Origin of the sequence: Bacillus sp. MYb78 (assembly GCF_002975115.1) — a bacterium.
Lineage (GTDB): Bacteria > Bacillota > Bacilli > Bacillales > Bacillaceae_G > Bacillus_A > Bacillus_A cereus.
This window is the reverse complement of sequence record NZ_PCOB01000002.1, coordinates 149,776-174,504: the sequence shown is the minus strand read 5'-3', so window position 1 is coordinate 174,504 and position 24,729 is coordinate 149,776. Positions and strand designations below refer to the sequence as shown.

Genomic DNA, 24,729 nt, shown 5'->3' with positions numbered 1-24,729 from the left:
CTTTGTCAATTCTACATTTATTACATTCTCATCGTCAAGTAGCGATTTGTCACATTATCGTCAATATATACGTGCTAATTGGAGCGAGCCTAAGTTCCTTTCCTCTAAATGAAGAAATTGGCTCTATTTCCGCTTGCTTTTCGTCTACTATCACATGCCACGTTTCTTCTTTCGGAAGTTGCACAGTTTTAGCTTCTAAACCGCTATTAAATAAAACGACAATCTCTTTCCACGGCCCAAACGATTCTGCATGCTCTAGGTGATACGCAAGTACTTCTGTAGATGTTTGTAAAAAAGTCATATGTTTTTTTATAAGGTCTGCGTTTTGTAATCGGAATGCCCCATGCTCTTTACGAATCGCAATTAAACCTTTTATATAGTTAACGGTCTCTATTTCTTTCTCTTTTTGATCCCAATCTAATTGATTGATCTCATCATTTGCATTATAGCTATTTTCATTTCCTTTCTTCGTACGATAAAACTCTTGTCCTGCATGTAAGAAAGGAATACCTTGTGAAAGAATAACCATTGCGCTCGCTAGCAGGTGACGTTTTTTCAAAATCGCTTCTGATTCTTCATTACTGCGCACTAGTTTATCCCACATCGTCATATTATCATGACATTCTACATAGTTAATGCTTTGCGCCGGCTCTAGAAACAGCCCTGTTTCTTTCATACTTAAAAGACTTCCTGCTGCAATATACTGCAAATGATTACAGTCTACATGCCCACCAAATGCAAAACCACGCTTATTTATATGAAATGTACTCCCTTTTATCCCATCACGAAATTGATCATTAAACTGCGCCATATGTGGCATTTTCTTCGCATTATTTAACGTTGCTTTTTCCTCACGAGGAAGCGGTGTTTGTAAATCCCATCCTTCTCCTAATAACAAAGCATCTCGTTTTATGTTTCGCACTTCTTTTTCTATCATATTCATTGTATCAACATCTAAAATTCCCATTAAGTCGAATCGGAATCCATCGACATTGTATTCAGTAAGCCAATATAAAATAGACTCTACAATGAATTTCCTCATCATTTTCCGTTCAGATGCTATATCATTTCCGACTCCCGTCCCATTAGAAGGCATACCATCTTCACCATGACGAAAATAGTATCCTGGAACAAGCTTTTCAAATGATGATAGCTCTCTTTCATAAACATGATTATATACAACATCTATAATTACCCTAATGCCATGCTCATGAAATGTCTCGATTAACTGTTTACACTCTACTATCCTGTTATACGGATCAGAGGGATTTGTAGCATAAAATCCTGTTGGTGCATTGTAATATAATGGATTATACCCCCAATTATAGGCAGACGAAGGATTCGCCTCATCTACACCACCGAAACAATATAACGGTAATAGTTCAACATGTGTAACACCTAAATCTTTTATATGAGACAACCCTGTTAAAGTCCCATTCCGTCCTGTTGTTCCCTCTTCCATCAATCCTTTATATGTTCCCTTTTGAATCACTCCACTATTTTGATGTATAGTCGCATCACGAATATGCAGTTCATACAATATGGCATCTGTCATTGATTGTAATGGTGGTAATCCTTCTCTTCTTGTTACATTCGTTTTTTCTAAATCGATAACAACACCGTGTTTTCCGTTTACCGTCACCGACTTTGCATAAGGATCTACAGCTTCGTTCCATATTAAATTAATACAAACAAGAAATGTATAGCGTGCTCCGTCTAAATCACCTTGTAATGTTTGAATCCAAACTCCGTTTTCTCCCCTGTACATTTCATGATCGGCATATTCTTTATCGCTCTTATAAATTCTTATTTTCGCAAGCCTTGCAGTTGGGGCCCATACTTTAAATGTCGTTTCTTCTTTTTGATACACAGCACCTAAATCTGTACCTTCGTAATAATACTTTTCATCGAAAATTGTTGTTCGAATAACAGCACCTATTTGTAAATCCGTTTCTTCATTCCGTTCATCTCGTACTGTATAATACTTTCCCACATCTAGCGGCTCTTCTATAAAGCACTCATACTTCGTTGCATCTGGAAGCGCAATCGTATGAGCAATCGGTAAATCTTTCACATTACTTCCTTCTTGCAAACGAAATGTCCGACTTGTTCCATACGCATGTGGGAGCAAAATTGTAATTTTATTCATTTCATCTAAATAGGCATCAAATGGACGTTTTACTTTCAACATAAAAAAATCACCATCATTCTCAAAATTAAAATAAAGTGAAACTTTAATGAGCGAGATAAAATGAGCTGCAAATGATAAGGCTTTTCTTATCAACAAGACTCTATACAGTAACTCCATTCTTCTCTATAGTATATTCACCTGCATAAAAAACGTTTTCACCATTCTATTTTTGTAATTTTATTTCAGCAATCGATTTATACTTCGGGGTTTCTTTCACGTGGGATTCGTATAAAGTAATTGTATCTGCTTGAAATGATATTTCAGGTACTTCTTTTATACTTTCTAAATGAAACTTTTCTTCTCCTATCCATTTACGAGCAACAGTAATATGTGGATGATACGGGCGTGTTTCTAGAGAAAATCCATTTTCTTCACAAATGACATGTACTTGCTTTTGCAACTGAAACAAATCGTGATTCTCACTTACCTTCGCCCAAAAAATACGGGGCTGATCTTCTCTACCAAACGTTGAAAAACCTTGTAACGTGAACGATAGTTCTTTTGTTTTTGTAAGTGTTTGTAATCCATTCTTTATCCCTTTTAACTGTTCTTCTGTCGCACCTCCTAAAAAGGAAAGGGTAATATGATAATCTTCCTTATGTACCCACGAGCGAAATGGTAATTCCTCATTCGTATCCTCTTTATAGTTAGACAGCACTTCTTTTATATGATTTGGTAACGTAATTGCGACAAAATAATGCCTATCCATGTACACCGTCTCCTTCTTTCTATTGTTTCTTTTCTTTCTTATCTCATTCAATTAAAAAGAAGCCGCCCTCTAAAGTAGAGAGCGGTCATTATTCATATATCGGCGATTAAAGTTTCACTTTACTTCGCTAGTTCATGAATTGCTTGCGCATAAATTGCTGTTGCTTTTAATAAGTCTTCAATTTCAATGTACTCATCTTTTTGATGCGCAAGTTCTTCTTTTCCAGGGAATAGCGGTCCAAATGCCACACCAGCTTTTAATGAGCGAGCATAAGTACCTCCGCCGATTGCTAACAATTCAGCTTTTTCACCTGTTTGTTCCTCATATACACGTTGCAACGTACGAATTAACTCGTGATCTTTATCAACGTGATGCGGACGAGAGTTAGAATAGTCTGCTACTGCAAATCCATACGTACCTACATATTCTTTTAACTTTGCAATCATTTCTTCAAAGTTAGTCGTAACTGGGTAACGTACGTTTAATCCTAAATTACCACCATTCTCTTTCTTATAAGAAAGGCGACCAACATTCACTGTTAATGGACCGCTAATTTCATCTTTATAAGCAATAGTAGCTTTTTCACCAAAAATATCACCAGTAAATGTTTCTGTTGCAAATGTCGCAAATGCAGTTGCTTTTCCATCAAGTGAAACTGTAGTTAAGAAGTTTGCTAATAATAAACCTGCATTTTCTCCTTTTTCAGGAGTAGATCCGTGCGCTGAAATTCCTTCTATTTGCAACGTTACTGTATTGCCTTCTATAGTCGATTTCCCTATTTTTTTAGCAGTTTGTAAATACTCTTCATATGCTACTGTAAGTGCATTTACATCTTCTCCTGTAATAACCGCTTCTGCAAAATCAGGAACCATATTTAAACGACGCCCTGAATCAAATGAAACAAGTTCATATGTACCTTTTTTCTCTTCACTACCATTTTGCACAACTTGTATATCAGAAATTCCTTTTTCTGCATTAATAATTGGAAAGTCTGCATCTGGTGCAAAACCGATTGTTGGCATTTCTTCGTTTTTAAAGTAGTGATCTACACATTTCCAATTGCTTTCCTCATCTGTTCCTATAATCATACGAACACGTTTTGAAAGAGGTAAGCCTAATTCTTTCACAATTTTCATCGCATAATATGCTGCCATCGTTGGGCCTTTATCGTCAATTGCACCACGTGCAAAAATCTTTCCGTCGCGAATATCCGCACTATACGCAGGAGTCGTCCAGCCATCTCCTTCTGGTACAACATCAACGTGACAAAGAATACCTACTAACTCTTCTCCTTGTCCCATTTCAAGATGACCTGCATATCCTTCTAAATTTTTAGAAGCAAAACCTTCAGCTTCTCCTTTATGTAACATGAAAGATAGCGCTTTTTCTACACCTTCACCGAATGGTGTGCCTTCTTTCGCCGATTCTTCTTCCCATACACTTTTAATTTGTAAAAATTGTTGTGTATCACGAATTAAATCATCTTTTCGTTTTGCAACTTCTTCAGTCCAATTAATCGCTGACATCACGCATCCATCCTTCACTATATTATCTCTTTCATCATAGCAAACCGAAATCCCTTATGCCATACACGAAAACTAAATACCGAACAATTGTAATATTTCAGACATTTCTTATTAGTTTTTCTTTTATTTTTTCAAAAAAATTTGCAGGAATTTGGCGTTTTACGTAGAATTTTATGTGTTAGTTGACTGACCATATATACAATGTCAACTACCAATATTTTTCTATATAAATATTTGTTAAACTTTTGTAAAATTTAAGTAGATTAAAGCATGAATTTTATCATGTAGAGTACAATGGTAGTAACGACCTTCTTTCCTGAATGGGGTCAAAAAAACTAGTAGAGGAGTGGTTTTCTCTTGAAACCTACAACTACTCGTATGCTAACACGCATTAAATCAATTTATATGTACATCAATGAAAACGGAACGGTAACGACGAAAGACCTTGTAGATGAGTTCGGGATCACACCGCGAACGATACAACGTGATCTAAATGTGTTGCAGTTTAATGAACTCGTGTATAGCCCTTGCCGCGGTAAGTGGACAACAACAGGAAAGAAAGTGAGAATGACCTCATAACGAAAAATAATTGTATGTAAATAAATACATACCCCTTTCTAACTATTAGAAAGGGGTTTTTTCTGCACCTATAAAGGTACTACTTTTCAGTATCTACTTGGTATGTTCTTAACATTTCTACTTCTTCATCTGTTAGCTCTCGGTATTGTCCAAGTTCTAGTTCTTCATCTAATACTAACGGACCCATCTCTGTTCTCTTTAGGTAGACTACTTTTTTCCCTACCGCTTCAAACATACGCTTCACTTGATGGAATTTTCCTTCCGTAATCACAAGCTCAATTTCAGAAATATCATCGCTTTTCAATATTGTAAGCGCACCTGGCTTTGTTTCATAGCCATCGTCTAAAATAACACCTTTAGCAAACTCTTTTACATCCTCTTCTGTTACTACTCCTGCAACGTGTGCATAATATTTTTTCGGCACATGCTTTTTCGGAGATAATAATTGATGTGATAACTTGCCATCATTTGTTATCAATAAGAAACCTTCCGTATCGATATCAAGTCGTCCAACTGGGAACGGATCAAAGATTGCATCTTCTAATTCTAATAAATCTATTACTGTTTCATGATTATCATCTTCCGTCGCTGAAATAACACCTTGTGGCTTATGCATCATTAAGTAAACAAACTCTTTGTATTCCACAACTTCACCGTGAATCATAACTTCTTGCTCTTCTACATTTACATGAACTTTCGCATCTTTTACTGGCGTTCCATCAATTTTCACAACGCCATCTTTCAATAATTTCTTTACTTCTTTTCTACTCCCATATCCCATATTCGCTAATAATTTATCTAATCTCACGTTTTTCACCTTCTTTATTTATCATAGAAAAGGGGACGTAATTACGCCCCTCTTGATTTCAACTTTATTTTAAATCTACTACCAAGTTTACGTTGAATTTTATCTAATGCTTCTCCGCCAAATACTCTTTCAAGTACTCCTGTGCGAATTGCTAACAATCCGTAAACAAGACCGCCAATACCTGCACAAATCGCAACTGTTATAAGAGCACCAATACGGCCATCAGGCGAAATCATGAAGGATAGAAGCCATTGTGATAGTTTTACAGCAACGACCATTATAAGTGTCAGTACTGCAATTTGGAATGTTCTTTTATATACAACACCGAATGAATAGTGTGCGTATTTTTTAATTTGTCGATTTGTATACCAAACAGAAGCTAAGAAACCAACTGCGGTCGCTAGAATTGCTCCTACTGTACCGAAATAACGAATAAAGATTACGTTACATACAAATTTCAAAATAACACCCATAATAAGCGCGACAATCGCATGCTTTTGCTGATTAATCCCTTGAAGAATTGCCGCTGTTACTGTAAATAAAGCAAATAACAATGCAACTGGTGCATACCACATTAATACTTGTCCACCTAATGGATCTGAGTCATAGAAAGCAGTGTAAATTGGATATGCAAGTGTTGAAATACCGATAACTGCTGGCAATGTTAAAAACATATTTGCTTGGAATGTTTGTGTAATTTGTAATTTCAAATAGCGGTATTGTTTTTCAGTAAATGATTTTGTAATTGCTGGTACAAGCGTTAAACTAAACGCTGTTGCAAGTGATACAGGAATCATAATTAACTTATGCGTCCACATTGTGAAAATACCAAGCGCTCGCTCTGCGATATCACCTTGACCAATCGCCTGCATAATTGAGTTAAATGTCAATGTATCAATTTGTTGATATAAAGGAATTGTTAACCCAATTACAACGTAAGGAATCGCATATGCGAATAACTCTTTAAACAACTGAACGGTACTTACTGTTGATTCTGGTACAGTTTGTTCAATTAAATATTGATCCAAATATTTTTTACGTTTTAACCAGTACCAAATTAACACACCGAGTGCTCCAACCGCTGAAACGAACGCAGCAAACGTCGCTACTCCAACTGCTGTTGCAACTGTACCGCCAAGTACTTTAATAACGATAAAACTACCAGCTAATAAAAAGACGATACGAATAATTTGTTCAATAATTTGTGAAACGGTAGTTGGTCCCATAGACTGGTGACCTTGGAAATAACCACGAATTAAACTCGCTGCTGGTACAACAATAAGTGCGAAACTTACAAGACGAATGATCGTCGTAACTTCTCCTACATTATTGTGTATACTTTGTTTACCAAGCATCGCTTCTGCAAACAGTGGCGCCGTCATGTACAGTACTAGGAACGAAAGAACTCCTGTTACTATCATCATAACCATTCCCGAGCGGAACATTCTCCGGCTCGTTTTATAATCGCCAAGCGCATTATATTTGGAAACAAATTTTGAAACAGCAAGCGGCACACCTGCCGTTGCGATACTTAAAAAGATCGTATATGGAATGTATCCATATGTATAGAGCGTTCCGCCTTCTGTGCCTACTAATGCATGAAACGGAAAGACGTAAATCATGCCTAAGAACTTTACTAAAAATGTCCCTAGCGTAACAATAAGCGTTCCGCGCAGAAATTTCGAATCGGACATACAAAAATCCTCCTACATCTACATAAAGTGAAACTATAATTAGTTGGAGACTTCTCTCCTACTCCTTATTAGTTGAACCATTCGAGCATTTACAGGCTAACAGACTCCCTATTTACTTCTCCTAAATCTTGAGGTTTTAGTCTTATCGCCTACAAATAGCAGGATAGTGCTGAACTCTAACTTTTGTATTGTACCACAATTCTCTCATTAAGCAGTACTTCACTCTATTTTTCTTTTAAGGGAAAACATGCTATTCTTTTAGGCAGGAAATGTAGAAAATGAGGTCGATATATTATGCATTATGATGTTATTGTCATCGGCGGCGGTCCTTCTGGGCTAATGGCTGCAATTGGTGCTGCAGAAGAAGGCGCAAATGTCTTACTTCTTGATAAAGGAAATAAACTTGGGCGTAAACTTGCGATTTCTGGCGGCGGACGCTGCAACGTAACAAACCGTCTACCACTTGATGAAATTGTTAAACATATACCAGGAAACGGTCGCTTCTTATACAGCGCTTTTTCTATTTTTAATAATGAAGATATTATTACATTCTTCGAAAATCTCGGTGTTAAATTGAAAGAAGAAGACCACGGTCGCATGTTCCCTGTGTCAAACAAAGCACAATCTGTTGTAGACGCACTTTTAACACGATTAAAAGACTTAGGTGTAAAAATCCGTACAAATACGCCTGTTGAAACGATTGAATATGAAAATGGTCAAACGAAGGCAGTTGTACTGCAAACAGGCGAAGTGTTAGAAACAAATCACGTCGTTATCGCTGTTGGCGGAAAATCCGTTCCTCAAACTGGTTCCACTGGAGACGGATACGCTTGGGCTGAAAAAGCAGGTCATACAATTACAGAATTATTCCCAACAGAAGTACCTATCCTGTCAAACGAGCCGTTTATACGTGATCGCTCATTACAAGGTCTTGCTTTACGTGATATAAACTTAAGCGTATTAAACCCGAAAGGAAAAGCTATCATTTCTCACAAAATGGACATGCTCTTCACTCATTTTGGCCTATCTGGTCCTGCTGCTCTTCGCTGTAGTCAATTCGTCGTGAAAGCACTGAAAAAGTTTAAAACGAACACAATACAAATGAGTATTGATGCATTGCCAGAGGAAAATAGTGAGCAATTATTTCAGCGCATGCTGAAACAAATGAAAGAAGATCCGAAAAAAGGAATTAAAAACGTTTTAAAAGGTTATGTCCCTGAACGTTACTTCCTATTCTTATTAGAAAAAAATGAAATTGACGGTAGTGAACAAGCTGGACAAGTTTCTCACGAAAAGATTCGTGCACTTGTGAAAGACTTTAAAGAGTTTACTGTAAATGTAAATGGTACGCAGTCAATTGAAAAAGCATTCGTTACTGGCGGAGGTGTATCCGTGAAAGAAATTAATCCGAAAGAAATGTCTTCTAAATTCACGAACGGCTTATATTTCTGCGGAGAAGTTCTTGATATCCATGGTTATACTGGTGGCTATAATATTACATCAGCCCTTGTTACTGGTAGAATTGCTGGAACGACAGCTGGAGAAAACGCGAAAATGCAATATTAAAAAAAGAAACAGGGATTCCTGTTTCTTTTTTTAATATTGCCATGAAATCATTATCGGCGATTTTCCAAATTTATCAGCGATTCTACAACTTATATCGGCGATTTCTCAAATATATCGACTTACCGACAAGAAGCGACAAACATCTGCTCCATGTAACTTTCCATTGCTTTTTTGTTGCTTTATATACCTTAGTACCTTTATATTTTATATTGTTGAATATTTAAAAAAGGGTAAGGGGAAAACAAATGAGAAAAAAAGTCATGATGTCTTTAATGTTAATGACGTTTCTTTCTGCGGTAGAAGGAACGATTGTTAGTACAGCAATCCCTCGTATAACGAGTGATTTGTCAGGCGTCGAACTTGTTAGTTGGGTATATGCAATTTATATGCTTGCAACAGCTGTTTCGACTCCAATATACGGAAAGCTCGCTGATTTATTCGGTCGTAAAAAGGTTTTACTGATCGGGGCTACAATCTTTTTAGTCGGTTCTGCACTTTGCGGAGTCGTTACATCGATGGAACAATTAATTTTCTTCCGCGCGCTTCAAGGTATCGGTGCTGGTGCTGTTATGCCAATCACAATGACGATTATTGGAGACTTATATAGCGAAGCGAAAGACCGCGCGAAAGCACAAGGTTGGATGAGTGCCGTTTGGGGTGTATCCGGTGTTATCGGACCGTTAGTAGGTGGATTTTTAGTTGATTCCCTTTCTTGGCGTTATATCTTCTTCTTAAACGTTCCATTCGGAATTATCGCTTGCTTAATGATTGTAATTTACTACAAAGAATCTATTAAACCTGCTAAACATCATATCGATTATCTTGGTGCAACAGTTTTTTCATTAAGTACAATCGCTCTACTATATGCATTATTAACAGGTAGCAGTAAGCAAAACTGGGGAGACATAACAATTATCGGCCTATTAATCTTCGCCGTCGTTTCATTTATTATTTTCTTATTCATCGAGAAAAAATCTCCGGAACCATTAATTCCGCTAGCACTTTTCTCTAACCGTACATTATCTACGATAAATATATTAACTCTTATTGCTGGCGCAATGATTATTAGTATTACAATGTACCTTCCAATTTGGAGTCAAGGTGTATTAGGGAAAAATGCAACAGAAGCTGGACTTATTTTAATGCCAATCCCTGTTATGTGGACATTTGGCGCTATTTTCTCTGGTAACTTAGTAGGCAAATTAAAAACGAAACAAATCATTTTACTTGGAGCTAGCATTTTATCAGTCGCTACGTTCTTATTATTTACACTATCAACCAATTCACCATCGTTCCTCATTTATATAGCAGTCGGATTATTCGGCTTAGGAATGGGGCTTGTGACACCGATTTACATGGTAACAATTCAAGCAGCCGTACCAGCTCATACACGCGGAACAGCTGTTGGTTTAAATACATTTATTAATACATTTAGTCAAACGTTAGGTGCTGCAATATTCGGTACAATCTTTAATACGATGATTCACGCACGTGGTATTAAAAATCTTGATCTTGTATCTGGCGGACACGGCGGTACTACAGCAAACGTAGTAACCGAATCACAATCCGCATTAGCATCAAGCGTACACGTCATTTATATGAGCACTTTCGTATTAGCAGTATTTACATTAATTATTGCTTGGCTTTTATTAAAGCCAGCTACACAAACAAGTGAGCAACAATAAAAAGGATGACCATTTTGGTCATCCTTTTTATTCTTCATTCTCCACAATATGTTTCAGCATGGATAATTTATTATCCCAAAAACGTTCATAATACGAGAGCCACTGTTGTAATTCTTCTAATGGTTCTGGATGCAAACGATATATCTTCTCTCTTCCGCTTTTTCTTCCACTTACTAAATTCGCTTCCGAAAGAATATGAAGGTGCTTTACAACCGCAGTACGACTCATCGGAAAATGATCCGTTATTTTGGAAATCGGTAACTCTTTGTCACTTAATAACCGTATTACTTCTCGGCGGGTTGGATCAGCAATTGCTTGAAATACATCATATTTCGCTGCTGACGAGGACACTTAGCCTTCGACAACCTTTTTCAGTTTTTCATTTACAATCGCTACCCAACCACCGCTCATTCTATCGCGAATAATAGAGCTCTTCGCATTCGCTTTCGGAAGAATTTCATCAGGATGTTTCCAGCCGCCGTGAATTAACGTAAATTCTGTTTTGTTATCTCCTAAGTCTTTCAAATTAAATGAAACAACCCAGCCATCTGTATCCCATGAGAAAGATAAATAGTTTGGCTCATCAATTTCTAACACTTTACATGGTGATGGCCCAAATGGCGATTGCACATGAAATTCATGTCCTACTTCTAATACAAAATCATTTGGCATAAACCATGACGCAATTCCTTCTGCAGTTGATACTACACTCCATACCTTTTGAATAGACGCGTTAAAAACGATTGTTTGTTTAATATCATTTAATGTATTTTGTTGTTCCATGTTCATTCTCCTTTACTCGGCGTTATAACATAACACCTTTTGGTTTCACCTCGATAATATAACACCTTTTGGTTTCATGTCAACGCTAATTCTTTTACTGTTGAGAAATTCTCAACATTTTTTCAACAGGACAAACACCCTCTTAGCATTTCCTCATAATATACTTACAAAGGCAATACAAAATAAAAACTTCTCTCAACATGAAACTCCATCATCCATATTGAAAGAAGCGCCTTACTTATATCATGCGTACTTCGTCTCTCCTCCTTCCCTCAGGGACAATACGCGAGATATGACAAATCAGAAGGAATATGCCCACCATTTGAGTAGGTAGTTATTTCTCTTCTCCTCAACATTTCCTTAGGAGCGAAATGACTACCGACTCACTTTTTTCAAACAAAATAAAAAGGGGTTGAACGCTATGTTCTATTGCATTAACTGCTCTGATATTCACCATGAAAAACATCCGAATGATAAAGTATTTAAAAACGGTTTTTATATTGATCCATTTTTAGGTGATCGTTATCACCTTGGTATGTGTAAAGATGCCCAAAATCATGAAACAGGGGAGCCTCTTTTAACGACAAAGAAATTAGGCACACCCCATTCTATTATGAACGTATTACCGACACATGTTGTCCCAACATAAAACATAAAAAAGAGCTGGGTGAGCCAGCTCTTTTTTATGTTTTATAAACGATCATTGCTGAAAAACAATAAATTTGGTTTTCATCGTCGTTAATGGAAACACCAACTTGATATTTAATATCTACAAAGTTGCTATCATCAATCTTTTTCAAAAAAACATTTACAGCATCTTCTAAGTCTTTTTCGTGACTTTCATCAAACACTTTCACACGAATCATGTTAACACCGTCCTAGATCGCAGCCCTCCGCCGCTTGATTATTGCCACGGTGCGTATCTATGATGCGATAAAACTTTCCATTCTCATATATATATCCGTCTTCTAACACATATTCTTTATCTTCAGTATAGACATAAAACTTACCTATCATAAATTTACTCGTATATAATTCCAAATAATTTGGTCTAAATTTAGCTACAACTTTATTTGTAATATCAATTTTTATTGTGCGCCCCACCTTCTCTCCCTCCTTTGCAAAGAACGGATTTAGGTATATTGTATTAGCGCTTTTACATTTTATGCTTAAAAATAAGTGGATATGCCTTCTTTCTTCACCTGTACTATTTTTCTAAAAAAATCACTATAAATAAGGTCCCCCAAAAAAACATAAAAAAGCACTTCATCTTATTGACTCGAATATAAATATTATGTTATTATATAAAATTTGACATTTTTACATACGTATGCTATCATTAAAAGTGGTTACCACATATGGAGGTGGATGATTTGTTTCAAATTGGTGATAAAATCGTTTATCCAATGCACGGTGCAGGAATCATTGAAGCAATTGAAGAGAAAGAAATATTAGGTACTTCACGTCAATATTGTGTGATACGCATCATTAGTAAAGATATGCAAGTAATGCTTCCGATGAATCAATTAAAAAAATCGGGTATTCGTTATATCGTTGATCGAGGTACGTTAGATGATATACTTCTTGAATTTCAAAACGGGGAGTCAGACCCATCACTCTCATGGAAACAAAGATATACAATGAATATGGAAAAAATGAAAAACGGCAATTTACAAGATAGCGCAGAAGTTGTTCGGGATTTACTTCGCCGTAATAAAGAGAGAGCATTAAATGCGAGCGAAAAACAAATGCTAGATAATGCACGAAAAATGATGATCAGCGAAGTCGCGCTCGTACAAAATGTTACTGAACATCAAGCAACAGAATTTCTTCAAGATACAATTAATCACTAAATTTAAAATAGCTGGCCGCTATTTTTTTTGTAAAAAAAGGACGAAGAGTTTTATCTCTTCGTCCTTTTATATTACCCACGCCCAGCTTGAAACGATGGATATAACGTCATTCCACCATCTGCAAATAGCGTAATTCCCGTTACATAACTCGCCTCTGAAGAAGCGAGCCAAGTTGCTACTGCTGCAATTTCTTCTGGTTTTCCAATGTAGCCCATCGGTATCATACTTTCTACGTCAGCACGTTTTTTAGGATCAGCAAATTTTTCTGCATTGATCGGCGTATTAATTGCACCTGGTCCTATATTATTTACTCGAATACCTTTTGGCGCATATTCTAGCGCTAACGTTTCTGTCATCAGTTTAATGCCACCCTTACTCGCTGCATAGTGCACAAATAGTGGCCACGGAATTTTCTCATGAACACTAGACATATTAATGACAGACCCTTTAATGTCATGTTCTACAAAATATTTAATCGCTTCTCTACTTCCTAAGAAAGCACCTGTTAAATTTGTATTGATTACTTTATTCCAATCTTCAAGTGGCATTTCATGCGATGGTACTGCATTTTCTATCCCTGCATTATTAATCATAACGTCGAGCGTACCAAATTCTTTCACAGCAGATTGAATGAGATTCACAACATCTGATTCGACGGTTACATCACCTTTTACAGCAATCGCTTCTCCGCCTACCTTTTTAATTTCTTCTAACACATCATTTGCTTCTGATTCTCGTGAGCGATAATTAATAACCACTTTCGCTTTTTCCTTAGCAAACCTTACTCCCATCGCCCTACCAAGACCAGTTGCTGATCCTGTAATAACGACCACTTTTCCTTCTAAATCACTATACATTTCAATACCTCCTTTAACTTTTTGCTATACCTAACATAATTCCAGCTGCAATAATAAAAACGATACCGACAACGATACCCGTTAATTGGCGTTTCGTTTTCTTTTCACCTAATATAAGGATCCCACCAAGCGTGGAAATAATAATCCCCATTTGCGATAGCGAGAAACTTGTTGCGACTCCAACACGCGGCTGCGAAATGAATAAAAACATATTTCCAGCTGCCCAAATTAATCCTGGAATAATATTTCGGATTGCATATTTATTGAATGGATGATGTTTAAAGGTAAGCAAAATCCCTCCTAATACCATACCAACTGCTTGTGGTAATAAAGCTGACCAACCATCTACGTTAAATAGTCTAATCACTACTACGTAAACTAAATAACCGACTGTTGAAATTAATAAAATTATGATACCTCTTTTAAAATTTGCTGCTTGCTCTGCATTCTTTTCTTCTTCACTTTGAAGTGATGTTAAAATAACACCGACAATAATACAAACGAGCGCTAAAATCCCAAGGACGACCGATATTGTCGTGGACCATTCATGAAATACGATAACGCCAAATAAAGTCGTCGCAACTAATTGAAGTCCTGTTGAAATTGGCATCGTCCTCGAAACGCCCATTAAATCAATACTTTTCAATTGATTCGCCTGACCAAGCGCCCAAAATAAACCTGACACAACTCCAACCCCAATCACAGTAGGTGTTAATACTGGCTTCATAAAAATATAAACAACAATTGAGAAAATAAGTGCTCCAAACGTTGTTCCAAGCGTTTGACTATACGGTCCCCCGCCCAGTTTTACGTTAAATAACACAATACTCCCCCAAAATATAGCTGGTAAAATTGCTAAAAATATATCCATCGCCCATTACCTTTCTCTGTAAAATGTCATAAATTGAAACTTTAATCACCCCGCAAATAGCGGAATAAGTTACCGCTCTCAATCATTAGAATGAGCTTTCATTTTTTCTTTTTTGCGAGCACAAATCTTTTCTACAACATCATTAGAAACATTTTTTTCTCGCTCCACATTTTTTACCTTTATATGATCTAAATAATCCTCCAAAGTAAGTGTAACTTTGTCATTTGGCGGATTATGCGCCCCTTGAAATGTAAGAAATTGTAGTGTCACTTCAAATCTAGGAACAAATTCATCTTTCCTGCCGAGACGCTTTATATTTATAACTGCATCACATTCATATTGATCTTCTGTCACTTGTCTAATAACCGAATAGTACCTATTCAATAACGCACTCTCTAAAAGCTGTTCTCTTGATTCTTTCGCGAAAGAATCGCTTGGAGAAGAGAAAAAGATAGAACATATCGCTGTAATAATTACACATATTTTTTTCATAACGTCCTCCTTATCCTATAAGTTAGTGTTCTCAAAAACGCCATAAAAAAACGACTTCCCCTACTTAGGAAAGTCGTTTTAATGAATCCAATATTAACCACCACTCACTGGTGGTATAAGTGCAACCACATCACCATCTTGGACCCTGTCATCTTCATTTGCGTATTCTTCATTAATCGCAACCATAATTGGCTCTGAAACTGGTACATTATATTCTTTCGCAACAACATCTTTTAACTCTGCAACCGTAATATTTTCTTTCTCTATTTGTAATTCACTTGTTCCTGCCTCTTCTTGCAAGTGCGCAAATAACAATACTCGAATCATACTTATAGCTCCTTCCCAGGCTCTCCCGCCGGATATGGTGTTTTTTCTAATTGATCACCAATCCATGAGTCACCATCTTCCCAAAACTCCTTTTTCCAAATCGGAACAATTTGTTTTATGCGTTCCATAATATATTCATTTGCTTCATAAGCCGCTTTACGGTGTGGTGTTGAAACAGCAACAACAACCGCTATATCAGAAATTTGCAACGTACCGATGCGATGTGTAATCGCAACATATGTACCCGGCCATTTCTCTTTCACTTCCAGACCAATTTTCTCTAGCATCTTTTCTGCCATCGTCTTATAAGCAACATACTCTAAGTATAATGTACGACGCCCTTTCGTAAACTCTCTAACCGTTCCAATAAATGTTGTAACAGCACCGCATTCACGTCGAATCACTTTCTTCGTTACCTCTTCAATCGAGATTTCTGTATCAATTACTTCATAATATGTATTTGTCATTTCGCACTCCTAACCGTTTGTAAAAACCAGTCTATGTACAACTCTTCTTCTGTTATATGAAATACTTTATATTCTTCTCGTATATTTGCCGGGACATCATACCACGTAATAATCGCCACTATATTTTCTACTTTATGTACAAGTTCAACGTCTTCCGCAGAACGAAGTAACACTACTTTCGGGTAGTTCTCTTTTTTATAGCCCTCTATTAAAATTGTATCCACTTCAAAAAACTCATATAAGCGAATAATTTCTTGCAAGGACCATTTCTTTCTTAGTGAAGAAAGTGAAAGCAATCCAGCACCTTCTACACTACTTACGACAGCACCAGCTTTACGGTGTCTTTCGCTATCTTTTTGCGCTACTTCTGGAAAACCTCCGTGCCCGTGATGTTTAATTGTAGCAACTTTCATTTCACTTTCAGCTAACACATGCACAATTTTCTCTACAAGTGTCGTTTTTCCGCTATTTTGATATCCTACTATTTGTAAGATTGAAGGGGCTTTGCCCATGGCCAATCACATCCCTCAGAGTGCTCTAACAATAATACGGATACTTTCATCCCAGTCTCAAATCCTCTCGTTCCTCCAGGTAACACGATAAAAGCATTCGCATCTGCAAGTGAAGATACTGCACTCGATTTATCTAAACCAACCGGCATCGCTTGTAACGCCCCGTCCACAATTGTTACGTTCGCTCTTACGAAACGAGTAAATGGATTTGGCTTCGAAAAATCTTTTTGTAAAATAGCATCCGCTCTATATACGTGAGGTTCCTTCGCATACAAATATGTTTTTATAATTGGATGCACAAATAATTCAAAGCCTACATAACAAGCAGACGGATTTCCTGATAAACCGAAGAGTAACTTTCCATCAACTTCAGCTACTGTCGTTACACTTCCGGGCCTCATGGCTATTTTATTAAAGAGTACATTCGCCTGTAACCTTTCATAAATAGCTGGTAAGTAGTCATAATCTCCTACTGATACACCGCCTGTTGTAATTAAAATGTCGACCTCATCCATCGCTAATTGAACAGCTGTAAAACATGCATCTAACTCATCCGCGAGTTGACCATAATAACGAACTTTCCCGCCAGCTTTCATAATTTGAGCTGCGATCATATACGAGTTACTATTTCTAATTTTCCCCGGTTCTAAAGGCTCATGTACTTCTAATAATTCACTTCCTGTCGTTACAATACCGACAACAGGCTGTTTTACAACTTTCACAGTGCTATATCCAAACGTTGCTAGTAAGGCTGCAATCCCTGGGTTAATTGCAACACCTTTCTTAACGAGAACTTGATTTTTTTTTATGTCTTCTCCTTTAAACGACACATTGTCACCGTTATTAAAAGGGCGTTTTAACTTCATATATGTTTTCCCGTTCTTCTCAAACCCTTCTGTCAGCTCGAGCATTACGACTGCATTACATTCTTCTGGAATAGCTGCTCCTGTCATAATGCGAATCGCCTTAAAAGCTCCTACTTCTTCTAAAAAAACAGAACCCGCCCCGATTTCTCCTATTACTTCAAATTCAATTGGATTCTCTTGGGTTGCTCCTTTCGTATCTTCTGCTCGAATGGCGAAACCGTCGTAAGGGGAACGATCAAAATGAGGAACGTCATGATCTGAGACAACATCTTCCCCGAGAATTCTCCCGTAACTTTCCGTAATAGAAATTTCTTCTACTTCACCATGTTTCGCATATTTCATTACCCGTTCTACTGCCTCAGCAACTTGAATTGGAATTCGTTTTTCTACCATCGTTTCTCACCTCATATTTGCAATTTTTTTTATCTCGATTAAACTTTATGTATTCAATAGAAATTACTTCAAGGAGGAATTCCATGTCTTCATTTACACATTTTAATGACCAAGGACGCGCAAAAATGGTTGATATAAGCGACAAAAAAGCAACCGTTCGAACAGCAATTGCGTGCTCTAGCATTGTCGTTACGAAAGAAATTTACGATAAAATCTCTCATAATGAAATTGGGAAAGGTGACGTATTAGCAGTTGCGCAAATCGCAGGCATTATGGCTGCGAAACGAACTTCTGATATTATCCCAATGTGCCATCCTTTATTATTAAAAGGTGTTGACGTTTCTTTCGATTGGAAACAATCAGAAGAACAATATCGTTTACTCATTGAAGTAAAAGTTAAAACAGAAGGTAGCACCGGTGTTGAAATGGAAGCTTTAACAGCTGCTTCCGCTACCGCTCTTACTGTGTATGATATGTGTAAAGCTGTCGATAAAGGTATGATTATCGGCGAAACGTACTTACTTGAAAAAACAGGTGGAAAAAGTGGAGATTATACGAGAAATTCATAATCCTCTCTCCGTTGAACCTAAAGGATTCCCTTTAGGTTCAACCTATATATCTTGCATATAAACTTTTCGCTACATTCATATCATTCGTCCCATGAATGAACGCCCTGCCATCTGTAAATAAAACAAAACGATATTCTTCTACCGGAAATGATAATAAATAAGGTGTCGCCTTTATCTCTACGCTTCTTTGTAAGCGCTTTTTAATTTCTTCTAAATTAAAGTTCTTCCGCACACCCGGGCGAATTTGTACTGTATTTCGCCCACATAGCACTTCTGTTTTTGTTTGTGCTTCAAATGTTAAACTCGGATATGTACGTAACCTTCCGCAAGATAAACAAGTATCTTTTTTCTGTCTATTCACTTTAAATGCCATCTGTTGATTATTCCAAAGATCAAACGATAACATCGTTTCACGAAGCGCCCCAAAGTCTTCTACTAATATTTTCAGCGCTTCCGTAATTTGATGCGCAACTACTAATTGTACTGCTGGTTGTATAATACCAGCTGTGTCACATGTTGCTCCGCTCGCTGGATGCTCCATTAAACAGCGAAAACACGGTGTTTTCCCTGGTAAAATTGTATACGTTACTCCGTAACTCCCGACGCAACCACCATATATCCACGGAATATTATACTTTTGTGAAATATCATTAATGAGAAGACGCGTTTCAAAATTATCTGTCGCATCTAATATTAAATCTACATCACGCACTAGCTCTTCCATTTCTTGCACCGTTACATCCGTCACAACCGGATTTATTTCCACCTCAGAATTAATCGCTTGTAAATGTTCTGCAGCCGCTATCGCCTTCGGTTTATACTGATTTGCATCTTCTTCCGTATATAGTTGTTGTCTTTGTAAATTACTCCATTCTACATAATCACGATCAGCAATCGTTACTTTTCCAACCCCTGCTCTAACAATCGCTTCTGCATTTGCCGCACCGAGAGCACCAGCACCAATAATAAGCACATGCTTCTCTCTTATTTTTCTCTGTCCTTCTTCTCCAACACCAGAAAATAATATTTGTCTTGAATATCGCTCCTGCATGCGATAGCCCCCTTTCTTATCCTCCTATATAAGACATTTCGATTTTCGGACGATTTTTTGCACTTTCTTCTGTCCGTTCATCCGAATACCTATCTTTTCTATTCATCCATACATCTTGTATAACACTTAATAACTCCTCATCCGAAAGATTTCCTCTAAGAAGTTCTCTTACATTCAAACCTTCTGTCGCAAATAAGCACGTATAAAACTTTCCATCTGCCGAAATTCTCGCCCTCGTACAAGAGGCACAAAATGACTCAGAAACAGATGTAATAAAACCAACTTCAACATTTGTTCCAACATACCGATATCGCTTCGCAACTTCACCAAAGTAATGGGCTTCAGCTGGCTCAAGCGGATACACCTTATGAATCATCTCAATCAATTCTCGTTTTGTAACCACTTGATCAAAATTCCACCCATTTGTACTACCAACATCCATAAACTCAATAAACCTAAGCGTGATTCCTTGCTCTTTAAAATACGCAGCCATCGGAAGTACTTGATGATCGTTCATCCCTTTTTTCACAACCATATTTACCTTGACTTCCAGCCCCGCCTCTTTAGCTGCTATAATTCCCTTAATCACCGGTTTCGTATTAATATTTCGACCATTAATATTCCTAAATATGTCGTCATCTATCGCATCTAAACTAACATTCACTCTATGTAATCCGGCTTCTTTTAATGCCTTTGCTTGTTTCGTTAAATGGATAGCATTTGTCGTTAACCCTATATCTATTAGCCCATCAATTTTCACAAGACGTGCAATAAGTTTTGCTAAATCTTTACGAAGTAGTGGCTCACCGCCAGTAATTCTAATTTTTCGTACACCGATGTTAACAAATAATTTTGCCAAACGCTCAATTTCATCAAAAGTTAGTAAAAACTCATCTTTCAAAAAAGCATAATCTGGCCCAAATATTTCCGCCGGCATACAATATGTACATCTAAAATTGCAACGATCAATGACAGATATACGTAAATCTTGAAGTGGGCGTCCAAAAAAATCTTTAACCATCTCCTGCATCGCCACCCTCCCTTTCTGCCAAATTTCTTTCTTTTCATTCTATTATAATATATTTTCGAACTGCGATGTTTTTGCTCAAGTGAATAAAGTGAAACTTTAAATAATTAGAGGGTATCCACTCCCCCTGGTTAACGAGGTTTACTTACAAATACAAGGATAAAAAACCTTGAAACATAAAAGTTTCAAGGTTTTCTGCTTATTAACTTAATCTAATAATAGTTAGAGTAGCCCCTGGCGTTGCCGTAGATAATGTAGCTACTGCAACTACTCCAAATAACTGTAAGCTAACAGCAGCTCCAGCAGGCAAGTTAGCGATTATTGTTGCACTAAATGAACCAGTAGCGACTGTCGGGGCATTTATCGTTCCCGCAAGCGGACTGCCATTTACAGTTATACGAGAACTTACAAGTAAACCTGCCGTTAAATTAATTGTATAGGCTATATAATAGTTTCCTGCATTCGCAACTGTAAATACAGTATTTCCACCACTAACGGTTATTCCTGGGCCAATATTTTGATTGTTCGGTAATGGTACGTTCGTACCACCTAATAAAACCGAAATAGCGGTTCCTGATGTATTATTCGCAAACGCATACGTTGCAGTTGTACTAACTCCAGTCCCCCCGGTCGCTCCAGTGGCTCCAGCTCCAGTTGGACCTGTATCTCCAGTTGGACCTTGTGAACCGGTTGCTCCTGTAGCCCCCGTTGGACCTTGGATTCCTTGCGGGCCTTGAATTCCTTGTGGACCTGTCGCTCCGGTTGCTCCTGTAGCTCCCGTTGGACCTTGAATTCCTTGCGGGCCTTGAATTCCTTGTGGGCCTTGTGGGCCGGTCGGACCTATGTCACCTTGCGGACCTTGGATTCCCTGTGGGCCTTGTGCTCCGGTTGCCCCCGTCGTTCCTTGGATTCCTTGAGGACCTTGTGGACCTTGAATTCCTTGTGGGCCGGTTGGACCTATGTCGCCTTGTGGGCCTTGAATTCCTTGGGGACCTTGTGCTCCGGTTGCCCCCGTTACTCCTTGTATTCCTTGTGGACCTTGAATACCCTGTGGACCGGTTGGACCTATCTCTCCTTGAACACCTTGGATTCCTTGCGGACCCTGTAAACCCGTCACTCCGGTTGCTCCCGTTGCTCCTGTCGCTCCTGTCACTCCAGTTGAGCCTGTCGCCCCGGTATCTCCTGTTACTCCTGTCGCACCTGTTGCTCCTGTCGGGCCAGGTGGTCCACCTGATGGACCTGTCACTCCTGCCGGACCTGATGGCCCCGTTGGCCCGGTCGGTCCTGCTGGTCCTCCGGATGGGCCAGTCACCCCTGTTGGACCGGTTACTCCTGTTGGACCGGTAGTTCCTTCTCCCGTCGCTCCGGTTGCCCCCGTATCTCCTGTTACTCCCGTCGGACCTTGTATCCCTTGAATTCCTTGTGGTCCTTGCACTCCTTGCGCACCTGTTGCTCCTTGAATCCCTTGAATTCCTTGCACTCCCTGTGTCCCCATCGGACCCGTTGGACCAATCGCCCCTTGTACACCTTGCACTCCTTGGGGCCCCTCTGGACCGGTTGCTCCTATTTCCCCTTGTATCCCTTGAATTCCAGTTGCTCCTTGTGCTCCAGTTGCTCCCGTTATCCCTTGCACACCTTGTATTCCCTGTATTCCTTGTGGACCTTGTGGGCCGGTTGCTCCTACCGGTCCTTGAATGCCTTGTATCCCCTGAGGACCCTCTGGACCCGTTGCTCCAACTGGCCCTTGAACACCTTGTATTCCTTGCGGGCCCTGAAGTCCCTCTGGGCCTTCTGGACCGGTTGGACCTATCTCTCCTTGTATCCCTTGGATTCCAGTTGGACCTTGTGGCCCAGTCGGACCTATGTCACCTTGCGGACCTTGGATACCCTGTGGGCCTTGTGCTCCTGTTCCCCCTGTCGCTCCTTGGATTCCTTGAGAACCTTGTAGACCTTGAATTCCTTGTGGGCCGGTTGGACCTATGTCGCCTTGTGGACCTTGAATCCCTTGCGGACCTTGATCTCCAGTGGCCCCCGTTACCCCTTGAATTCCTTGGGGACCTTGAACACCTTGGGGACCCGTCGGACCTATCTCTCCCTGCACTCCTTGGATTCCTTGCGGACCTTGCAAACCCGTCACTCCGGTTGCTCCCGTTTCTCCTGTCGCTCCTGTCACTCCAGTTGAGCCTGTCGCCCCAGTATCTCCTGTTACTCCTGTCGAACCAGTTGCTCCTGTCGGGCCAGGTGGTCCACCCGATGGACCAGTCACTCCCGCCGGACCTGATGGCCCCGTTGGGCCGGTCGGTCCTGCTGGTCCTCCAGATGGGCCTGTTACCCCTGTCGGACCAGTTACTCCTGTTGGGCCTGTAGTGCCTTCCCCTGTCGCCCCAGTTGCTCCCATATCTCCTGTTGCACCCGTCGGACCTTGAATTCCTTGTATTCCTTGAGCACCTTGCACTCCTTGTGCACCTGTTGGGCCTTGAATCCCTTGTATTCCTTGCACTCCTTGTGCGCCCATTGGACCTGTTGGACCAATCGCCCCTTGAGCACCTTGCACTCCTTGGGGACCCTCTGGACCCGTTGCTCCTATTTCCCCTTGTATACCTTGAATTCCAGTTGCTCCTTGTACTCCTGTTGCTCCCGTTATCCCTTGCACACCTTGAATTCCCTGAATTCCTTGGGGACCTTGTGAGCCTGTTGCTCCTACCGGTCCTTGAATGCCTTGTATCCCCTGTGGCCCCTCTGGACCCGTTGCTCCAGCTGGCCCCGGTACTCCTTGTATTCCTTGCGGACCCTGAAGTCCCTCTGGGCCTTCTGGACCTGTTGGTCCTATATCGCCCATTGGACCTTGTATCCCTTGAACTCCTTGTGGTCCTGTTGCTCCTGATGGCCCTGGTACTCCTTGTATTCCTTGTGGACCTTGATCTCCTGTTGCTCCTGTGGCCCCTTGAGGACCTATAGCCCCCTGTATCCCTTGCGGACCTTGATCTCCTGTTGCTCCCATTATCCCTTGAATACCTTGAACTCCTTGAATTCCTTGTTCACCAGTTATTCCTGTAGGACCAGGAATACCTTGAATCCCCTGCGGTCCTTCTGGACCTGTTGGGCCAATTGGCCCTTGAATTCCTTGTATTCCTTGCAAGCCCTGTGCTCCCGTACTTCCAGTCGGACCTGTAGTTCCCGTTGCTCCTGTTACCCCTGTACTTCCTGTAGCCCCAGTACTCCCCGTTGCTCCAGTCGCACCTGTACTTCCACTCGGTCCACCACCCGGACCTGTCGCACCAGTCGGCCCCGTCGGACCAGGAGGTCCTCCAGATGGTCCAGTTATTCCAGTTGGACCTGTTATTCCAGTCGGGCCTGTTATCCCCTGACCAGTCGCTCCGGTTGCACCTGTATTTCCACTCGGTCCTTGTGTTCCTTGTACCCCTTGTGCTCCTTGTATTCCTTGTGGACCAGTTGCACCCGGTAACCCTTGGACGCCTTGAATTCCTTGAGGTCCCTCAGGTCCTGTAGCTCCAATTGGCCCCTGTAATCCCTGTATCCCTTGTATACCTTGTGCCCCAGTCGCTCCCGTTGGACCAATCGGACCTTGTAACCCTTGCACCCCTTGAGGTCCTGTCGCTCCAGTTTCTCCTTGTGGTCCTCTCAATCCTTGTGGCCCCTGCTGTCCTTCTGGTCCAGTTGCACCTATTGGCCCAACTGGTCCTTGTATCCCTTGCACACCTTGAGGTCCTGTTGGGCCTTGTGGACCGGTTGGACCAGTAATCCCTATACCTGTAAATCCAGTTGGAACAGGGGGGAAAGTAGGCCCAATAAGTTCGGGTGGAATTCTAAAATTAGAGCTTAACGAATTTTGCTTCCGATTATTATCACGATTCTTCACACTTTCACCACCTACAAACCTTC

General features: G+C 39.7%; 25 protein-coding genes. 6 read left to right on the top strand and 19 right to left on the bottom strand.

The window, feature by feature from the left end; all coding sequences use genetic code 11:
• Positions 1-49: 49 nt before the first annotated feature.
• The 3 genes from pulA to pepV form a co-directional block, all read right to left on the bottom strand.
• Positions 50-2,191: a type I pullulanase gene (gene pulA / locus CQ064_RS04795; RefSeq protein ID WP_000921757.1), complete on the bottom strand. Its 2,142-nt coding sequence runs from the start codon at positions 2,189-2,191 to the stop codon at positions 50-52.
• Between the two features lie 163 nt (positions 2,192-2,354).
• The gene (gene thpR / locus CQ064_RS04790; RefSeq protein ID WP_000373843.1) at positions 2,355-2,900 is read right to left on the bottom strand and encodes an RNA 2',3'-cyclic phosphodiesterase; all 546 of its coding nucleotides are present in this window, start codon (positions 2,898-2,900) and stop codon (positions 2,355-2,357) included.
• Positions 2,901-3,019: 119 nt separating this feature from the next.
• Positions 3,020-4,426, bottom strand: coding sequence for a dipeptidase PepV (gene pepV, locus CQ064_RS04785; RefSeq protein ID WP_001274280.1), 1,407 nt, complete (start codon positions 4,424-4,426; stop codon positions 3,020-3,022).
• A 357-nt stretch (positions 4,427-4,783) separates the two neighbouring features.
• Between pepV and CQ064_RS04780 the strand changes: the two genes are divergently transcribed.
• The gene (locus CQ064_RS04780; protein ID WP_000805512.1) at positions 4,784-5,005 is read left to right on the top strand and encodes a DeoR family transcriptional regulator; all 222 of its coding nucleotides are present in this window, start codon (positions 4,784-4,786) and stop codon (positions 5,003-5,005) included.
• A 79-nt stretch (positions 5,006-5,084) separates the two neighbouring features.
• Here CQ064_RS04780 and CQ064_RS04775 read toward each other — a convergent pair whose 3' ends face one another.
• Entirely contained in the window at positions 5,085-5,813 is a 729-nt protein-coding gene (locus CQ064_RS04775; protein WP_001234948.1) for a pseudouridine synthase, read from the bottom strand.
• A gap of 41 nt (positions 5,814-5,854) precedes the next feature.
• Positions 5,855-7,507: a putative polysaccharide biosynthesis protein gene (locus CQ064_RS04770; RefSeq protein WP_001284026.1), complete on the bottom strand. Its 1,653-nt coding sequence runs from the start codon at positions 7,505-7,507 to the stop codon at positions 5,855-5,857.
• A gap of 294 nt (positions 7,508-7,801) precedes the next feature.
• Between CQ064_RS04770 and CQ064_RS04765 the strand changes: the two genes are divergently transcribed.
• Positions 7,802-9,073, top strand: a complete 1,272-nt coding sequence (locus tag CQ064_RS04765) for a BaiN/RdsA family NAD(P)/FAD-dependent oxidoreductase (protein ID WP_000558864.1) — start codon at positions 7,802-7,804, stop codon at positions 9,071-9,073.
• A 245-nt stretch (positions 9,074-9,318) separates the two neighbouring features.
• Positions 9,319-10,758, top strand: coding sequence for an MDR family MFS transporter (locus tag CQ064_RS04760; protein WP_001228029.1), 1,440 nt, complete (start codon positions 9,319-9,321; stop codon positions 10,756-10,758).
• A 27-nt stretch (positions 10,759-10,785) separates the two neighbouring features.
• Here the strand turns inward: CQ064_RS04760 and CQ064_RS04755 are convergent, their stop codons facing one another.
• Both CQ064_RS04755 and CQ064_RS04750 read right to left on the bottom strand, forming a co-directional pair.
• A complete protein-coding gene (locus tag CQ064_RS04755) occupies positions 10,786-11,109 on the bottom strand; it encodes an ArsR/SmtB family transcription factor (RefSeq protein WP_000098837.1) in 324 nt (107 codons plus the stop codon).
• Positions 11,110-11,541: an SRPBCC family protein gene (locus CQ064_RS04750; RefSeq protein ID WP_000437770.1), complete on the bottom strand. Its 432-nt coding sequence runs from the start codon at positions 11,539-11,541 to the stop codon at positions 11,110-11,112.
• 421 nt (positions 11,542-11,962) lie between these two features.
• Here CQ064_RS04750 and CQ064_RS04740 point away from each other — a divergent pair, with 421 nt between their 5' ends.
• The gene (locus CQ064_RS04740; RefSeq protein ID WP_000498986.1) at positions 11,963-12,190 is read left to right on the top strand and encodes a DUF3973 domain-containing protein; all 228 of its coding nucleotides are present in this window, start codon (positions 11,963-11,965) and stop codon (positions 12,188-12,190) included.
• Positions 12,191-12,224: 34 nt separating this feature from the next.
• On the opposite strand, the gene CQ064_RS04735 is transcribed toward CQ064_RS04740, so the two are convergent.
• Both CQ064_RS04735 and CQ064_RS04730 read right to left on the bottom strand, forming a co-directional pair.
• Complete coding sequence (locus tag CQ064_RS04735) at positions 12,225-12,407, bottom strand: sporulation protein Cse60 (protein WP_000621752.1); 183 nt, start codon at positions 12,405-12,407, stop codon at positions 12,225-12,227.
• Position 12,408: 1 nt separating this feature from the next.
• On the bottom strand, positions 12,409-12,645 hold the full coding sequence (locus CQ064_RS04730; protein ID WP_000533803.1) for a DUF2553 family protein: 237 nt from the start codon (positions 12,643-12,645) through the stop codon (positions 12,409-12,411).
• Positions 12,646-12,899: 254 nt separating this feature from the next.
• On the opposite strand from CQ064_RS04730, the gene CQ064_RS04725 reads away from it, so the two are divergent.
• Entirely contained in the window at positions 12,900-13,394 is a 495-nt protein-coding gene (locus CQ064_RS04725; RefSeq protein WP_000451447.1) for a CarD family transcriptional regulator, read from the top strand.
• A 71-nt stretch (positions 13,395-13,465) separates the two neighbouring features.
• Here CQ064_RS04725 and CQ064_RS04720 read toward each other — a convergent pair whose 3' ends face one another.
• The 7 genes from CQ064_RS04720 to CQ064_RS04690 form a co-directional block, all read right to left on the bottom strand.
• Entirely contained in the window at positions 13,466-14,251 is a 786-nt protein-coding gene (locus CQ064_RS04720; RefSeq protein WP_000286698.1) for a glucose 1-dehydrogenase, read from the bottom strand.
• 13 nt (positions 14,252-14,264) lie between these two features.
• On the bottom strand, positions 14,265-15,122 hold the full coding sequence (gene glcU, locus CQ064_RS04715; RefSeq protein WP_000350865.1) for a glucose uptake protein GlcU: 858 nt from the start codon (positions 15,120-15,122) through the stop codon (positions 14,265-14,267).
• A gap of 78 nt (positions 15,123-15,200) precedes the next feature.
• Positions 15,201-15,614 carry a DUF3888 domain-containing protein gene (locus CQ064_RS04710; protein ID WP_000717656.1) on the bottom strand — a complete coding sequence of 138 codons (414 nt, stop codon included), beginning with the start codon at positions 15,612-15,614 and terminating at the stop codon, positions 15,201-15,203.
• Between the two features lie 93 nt (positions 15,615-15,707).
• Positions 15,708-15,941 (bottom strand): molybdopterin converting factor subunit 1, encoded by a 234-nt coding sequence (gene moaD, locus CQ064_RS04705; protein WP_000621772.1) that lies wholly within the window; start codon positions 15,939-15,941, stop codon positions 15,708-15,710.
• A 2-nt stretch (positions 15,942-15,943) separates the two neighbouring features.
• Complete coding sequence (gene moaE / locus CQ064_RS04700) at positions 15,944-16,408, bottom strand: molybdopterin synthase catalytic subunit MoaE (RefSeq protein WP_000185943.1); 465 nt, start codon at positions 16,406-16,408, stop codon at positions 15,944-15,946.
• Complete coding sequence (mobB, locus tag CQ064_RS04695; RefSeq protein ID WP_000513628.1) at positions 16,405-16,920, bottom strand: molybdopterin-guanine dinucleotide biosynthesis protein B; 516 nt, start codon at positions 16,918-16,920, stop codon at positions 16,405-16,407. Before mobB ends, moaE begins: the two co-directional genes overlap by 4 nt.
• The gene (locus CQ064_RS04690; protein WP_000229699.1) at positions 16,890-18,179 is read right to left on the bottom strand and encodes a molybdopterin molybdotransferase MoeA; all 1,290 of its coding nucleotides are present in this window, start codon (positions 18,177-18,179) and stop codon (positions 16,890-16,892) included. Before CQ064_RS04690 ends, mobB begins: the two co-directional genes overlap by 31 nt.
• An 83-nt stretch (positions 18,180-18,262) precedes the next feature.
• On the opposite strand from CQ064_RS04690, the gene moaC reads away from it, so the two are divergent.
• On the top strand, positions 18,263-18,748 hold the full coding sequence (gene moaC, locus CQ064_RS04685; protein ID WP_000094146.1) for a cyclic pyranopterin monophosphate synthase MoaC: 486 nt from the start codon (positions 18,263-18,265) through the stop codon (positions 18,746-18,748).
• 37 nt (positions 18,749-18,785) lie between these two features.
• Here moaC and CQ064_RS04680 read toward each other — a convergent pair whose 3' ends face one another.
• The 3 genes from CQ064_RS04680 to CQ064_RS04665 all read right to left on the bottom strand — a co-directional run bounded on the left by CQ064_RS04680 (position 18,786) and on the right by CQ064_RS04665 (position 24,706).
• The gene (locus tag CQ064_RS04680; RefSeq protein ID WP_001158110.1) at positions 18,786-19,799 is read right to left on the bottom strand and encodes a molybdopterin-synthase adenylyltransferase MoeB; all 1,014 of its coding nucleotides are present in this window, start codon (positions 19,797-19,799) and stop codon (positions 18,786-18,788) included.
• Between the two features lie 16 nt (positions 19,800-19,815).
• Complete coding sequence (moaA, locus tag CQ064_RS04675) at positions 19,816-20,829, bottom strand: GTP 3',8-cyclase MoaA (RefSeq protein ID WP_001157111.1); 1,014 nt, start codon at positions 20,827-20,829, stop codon at positions 19,816-19,818.
• A 199-nt stretch (positions 20,830-21,028) separates the two neighbouring features.
• Positions 21,029-24,706: a BclA-related collagen-like exosporium protein gene (locus tag CQ064_RS04665; RefSeq protein WP_000796094.1), complete on the bottom strand. Its 3,678-nt coding sequence runs from the start codon at positions 24,704-24,706 to the stop codon at positions 21,029-21,031.
• Positions 24,707-24,729: the final 23 nt, after the last annotated feature.